Origin of the sequence: Streptomyces sp. NPDC050264 (assembly GCF_040655895.1) — a bacterium.
Classification (GTDB): Bacteria; Actinomycetota; Actinomycetes; order Streptomycetales; family Streptomycetaceae; genus Streptomyces.
This window is the reverse complement of the sequence record NZ_JBFAKV010000032.1, coordinates 80,616-84,696: the sequence shown is the minus strand read 5'-3', so window position 1 is coordinate 84,696 and position 4,081 is coordinate 80,616. Positions and strand designations below refer to the sequence as shown.

General features: G+C 70.9%; 4 protein-coding genes. All 4 read right to left on the bottom strand.

Going from position 1 to position 4,081, the window contains the following annotated elements:
- Positions 1–812 precede the first annotated feature (812 nt).
- Positions 813–1,481 carry a TetR/AcrR family transcriptional regulator gene (locus AB0J02_RS38525; RefSeq protein WP_363198545.1) on the bottom strand — a complete coding sequence of 223 codons (669 nt, stop codon included), beginning with the start codon at positions 1,479–1,481 and terminating at the stop codon, positions 813–815.
- Positions 1,482–1,638: 157 nt separating this feature from the next.
- Complete coding sequence (locus tag AB0J02_RS38520) at positions 1,639–2,253, bottom strand: ABC transporter permease (protein WP_363198544.1); 615 nt, start codon at positions 2,251–2,253, stop codon at positions 1,639–1,641.
- Between the two features lie 88 nt (positions 2,254–2,341).
- On the bottom strand, positions 2,342–3,394 hold the full coding sequence (locus tag AB0J02_RS38515; protein WP_363198543.1) for a medium chain dehydrogenase/reductase family protein: 1,053 nt from the start codon (positions 3,392–3,394) through the stop codon (positions 2,342–2,344).
- Positions 3,395–3,906: 512 nt separating this feature from the next.
- A partial coding sequence (locus AB0J02_RS38510) for an ALF repeat-containing protein (RefSeq protein WP_363198547.1) occupies positions 3,907–4,081 on the bottom strand: 175 nt, incomplete at its 5' end.

The window sequence follows — 4,081 nt, the reverse complement described above, 5'->3', positions numbered from 1 at the left end:
CGCCGCTCGCCGCGTCGGTGTCCGAGCCGGAGCAGGCCGTCAGGGACAGCCCCGCGACCGCCGTCAGGGTCGCGGCGGCGATCCGCAGGTTGCGGCGGCTGGCGATACGAGCGGTGGTGGCGCGCATGTCGGGTCTCCCTGAAGCGGTCGGTGTCGTTGTTTCCCCGGGCTCTCCCCGGTACGACCACAACACTGCCCGGCACCACTAACGTCTGATCGCCGACCACTAACGCCTCACTAACGCCGAGGAACCGCGCGGGCGTCGTACACAGCACGAGGGCCGCTCACCCACAGTCCGGGTGAACGCCTCGCGCGCGGCAGGCGTCCGGCGTGCGCTGCCGGAGTGTCCGCCGACGCTGCTCGTATTTCCTTCGTGCACCTTCAGGAAGACGACGGTGACGCCGGGGTGTCCGCAACGTCCGCACGCCCGACGAGGTCGTGGTCGGTGAGGCCGAGCGCGTTCCGCAGTGGGGGAGGTACGCCGGCATCGGCATGCTCGGCTGCTGGAGGCCGGCGAACGGCGACTCCCTCTCGTACTCCGGACCGGACGCTCGCACGATCCGCATTTCATGAGCTGTTCGCCCGGCATGCTCCAGCGGAGCACAGCACTGGAACTGCCGGGTCGACAGGCATCGACCGTCCGTCCCGACAACGCGGCCGGCCGGTCGACGACCCTGCGGACGTCGGACTCGTCGAGGAAGTGGACGATCCGCCGCCCCTCGTCGGCGACCGTGGCGACATCGCTTACCGCGTCCACGACTTGCTCCTGTGTTGGTGGTGCAGGGCGAGGAGAGCGACAGCTGGTGCGCGTCTCAGGTCCCGGTCGTCTCGGCCAGGTGCGCGAGTGAGGTGATGAGCCGCTCGGTGATGTCCTGGGGCCAGGGGAAGGACGGCGAGACGACGCGCTGGTGAGCGAGTCCGTGCAGGCCCACCCACAACGCCGTCGCGTCGGCGGACACATCGGTGCTCGTGACCGAACCGGCGGCGACGCAGTCACCCAGCGCGGCGACGAGCACCAGCATGCACGGCGCGCCGAGCGTGACGAGATCCGTCTCGGTGAGCGAGCTGTCTCCCAGGCTCGGCGTCCACAGGCCGCCGAACATGGTGCGGTAGCGCTGAGGGTGGCGACCGGCGAAGTCGAGGTAGGTCTCGCAGACGGCCAGCAGTCGTCGTCGCGGATCGCCGCCGGCCTGCCCCAACGCTGCGTCCAGTCGGCTCTCCAGTCCGGTGAACTCTCGTTGTACGACGGCCAGGAGGATGGCGGGCTGGTCCGGGAAGTGCGGGTAGATCGAGGGGGTGGCGATCCCGACCCGACGGGCGACCGCTCGCAGGGTGACGGCGTGCTGGTCCCCGGTCTCGTCGAGCAGTTCCGCCGCCGCGTCGATGATCTCCTCACGCAGCCGCCCGCCCTCCCCGCGGCGGTTGCGGATGCGGGCCTGCTTCGCACGGGCCGACGCTGTTACTGATCCGGTGTCCTTCACTCTGCCACCTTCCGTCCCGGCGCCAACGGTCGAAGTCTGCTGCCTGTAAGGCCAGTTCGGCCTCCCTCTCAGTTTCTGTCCCGGAGGGAGGAGACCGGCTTCTCGCGGTCCGCTTCGTGTCGCCCGCCCAGGGCCGCTCGGTGTGGGCCCCGGACGCTCAGCGCGGAGTGGACGTGAGGCGGCGGCGTTCGAGGAGGGCGGCGAGGGCGTAGGCGCCGCCGCCAGCGAGGGTGAGGACCCAGTAGAAGGCGGGGTCGCCGAGGAGAAGGGCTCCGGTGGAGGTCAGGGCGAGCCAGGTGCCGAGGCCGTAGTGGAGCGGGTTGCGGCGTGCGGCGCCTTCGGCGACGTAGATGAGGCCGACGATCAGGCCGGAGCCGGTGGGCCACAGCAGGGTCTGGACGGCGGGGTGGTCGATGGCGGCCGCGAGGCCGGTGATGGTGAGGAAGAGGGCGGCAAAGGCGGTGACCCAGGCCGCGCCGAGGAGTTTGCCGGAGAGGATTTCGCCCGGGTCGGTGGCGGTGTTCTGGGCGCGCAGGGCGGCGCGGGTGGCCAGCACGGTACCCACGGCGAGTCCGGCGCCGAGGAGGGTCATGGGAAGCCAGCCGGGCAGGTCGAGCACGGGTGTGTCGCCCTTGGAGAGGGCCGCGGAACCGTGGCCCAACACGTAGGCGAGTCCGAAGCTGACGTACGTCGAACGGTTGTCGACCTCGCCCGGGGTGTGCGCCGTACCTGGGGTGACGGCGGTCGGCACAGCGGTGGCGGTGAGGGACATGGCGGATACCTCCGGGTCGGATGTGCGCGGCGTAGCGGGGTGAAGGGGAACGGCAGTGGGAGTAGCGGGCGTTGGGGCACGCCGGGTGTCAGATCTCGGGGACGATGACGACCTTGCCGGCGACGGTGCGGGACTCGGCGAGCCGCAGGGCGGCGACGGTGTCGGTCAGGGCGAACTTGGCGGCGATCTGCGGGACGAGGGAGCCGTCGGCGACCAGGCGCAGGACCTGGGTGAGGTCCTCGGTCATACGGCGCTGCCAGGAGGTACGGCAACGGCGCTTGCCGGCCCAGAAGTTGTAGAAGCCGGCGCTCTTGCCGTTGGGCAGGGCGTTCCAGGTGTTCAGGCGGGCGAAGAGCTTGAGGACGGGGAGCTGGGAGTTGCCTTCTTCGTCCTTGCTGGCGGCGGTGCCGTAGGAGGCGAGGGTGCCGCCGCGGCGCAGCAGCTGCCAGGAGTCCTCGATGGCGGGGCCGCCGACGTGGTCGAAGACCGCGTCCACGCCGTCGGGGGCCAGTTCGCGGATGCGTGCGTACAGGTCGGGGTCGCGGTAGTCGACGGGGGTGACGCCGAGTTCACGCAGGGCGGCGTGGTGGCGGGGTGCGGCGGTGCCGATGACGGTGATGCCGGCGTGCGCCGCGAGCTGGACGAGGGTGGAGCCGACGCCGCCGTTCGCGCCCAGTACGACGATGGTCTGGCCGGCGCTGACCTTGGCGATGCGGTGCAGCAACTGCCAGGCGGTGATGCCGTTGACGACGACCGTCTCGGCGGTGGCCGCGTCGATCCCGTCGGGGACGGGCATCAGGTCGGCGGCGTCGACGAGCAGGTGGCTCGCCCAGGCTCCGACCTTGGTGACTGCGGCGAACCGGCGTCCGACCAGCGCGGCATCGGTTTCCGGTCCGACCGCGGTGACGGTGCCGACCAGGTCGTAGCCGGGCACGAAGGGGAAGGGCGGCTGGTCGTAGTACTTGCCGCGGCGCATCTGCTGCTCGGCGAAGCAGACACCGGTCGCCTCCATCCGCAGGACCACCTGCCCCTTGTCCGGGTCCGGCAGCTCGCGGGTCCGCAGCTCCAGGCCCTCGGGCTCGACCTTGCCGGGCAGGAGGATCTCGGTCGCGGTGACCGTGTTGGTGACGGTGCTGGTCATGACGTACTCCTATGGGTTACCGCCGTGTGCTTACGGCCGTAAGGTTATAGGCGTCAGGGCGGATCCAGCAAGGGGCTACGGCAATAAACTTACGGCTGTAAGCCATGCTGTTCGGGCGTGGTCCGGAAAATCTGGAAACAAAGAGGGCGTGACCGGGACGGCCCGGTCACGCCCTCCTGTCGGGGCTCGCTCTTCAGGGGTGTGCCACCTGTCCCGGAGGCAGGTCTGCGGGGGTGGTCGCGGGCGGGCCAAGAAAGATGTCGCCCCTCTCCGCGCCCACCGCGTTGAACGGTCCACGTCGAGCGCGGGCGCTGTCCGGGCCGGCGGCGATCATGTGCGGCACGTACAGGGGGATCGCGGAGAAGTCACCCGACCGCGGCCGCCGCCGGACAGCTCGGGCTCCTCCCCGAGACCGCTCACCCGCCATGAGCCGCCCACCGCGCCCCGACCCGGGCCGCACCCTTGCGGCCGCGCTCCCCGATACCCCTCCCCGGACTCCGCCCCCGTTCTGCCTAGCCGTCCACCTCGTACTGCCCCACCTCACGGAAGTAGCGCAGAGCCTCCGGGGAGCCGTCGTCGAGAGCGTCGTTGGCGGCGGCGCGGAGTGCATCGCTGATGTTCGGGTTCGCGAGGATGCGGGCGATGGCGACCTGGTCGTCCTCGGCCTGGGCCAGCCGATAGCCGGTC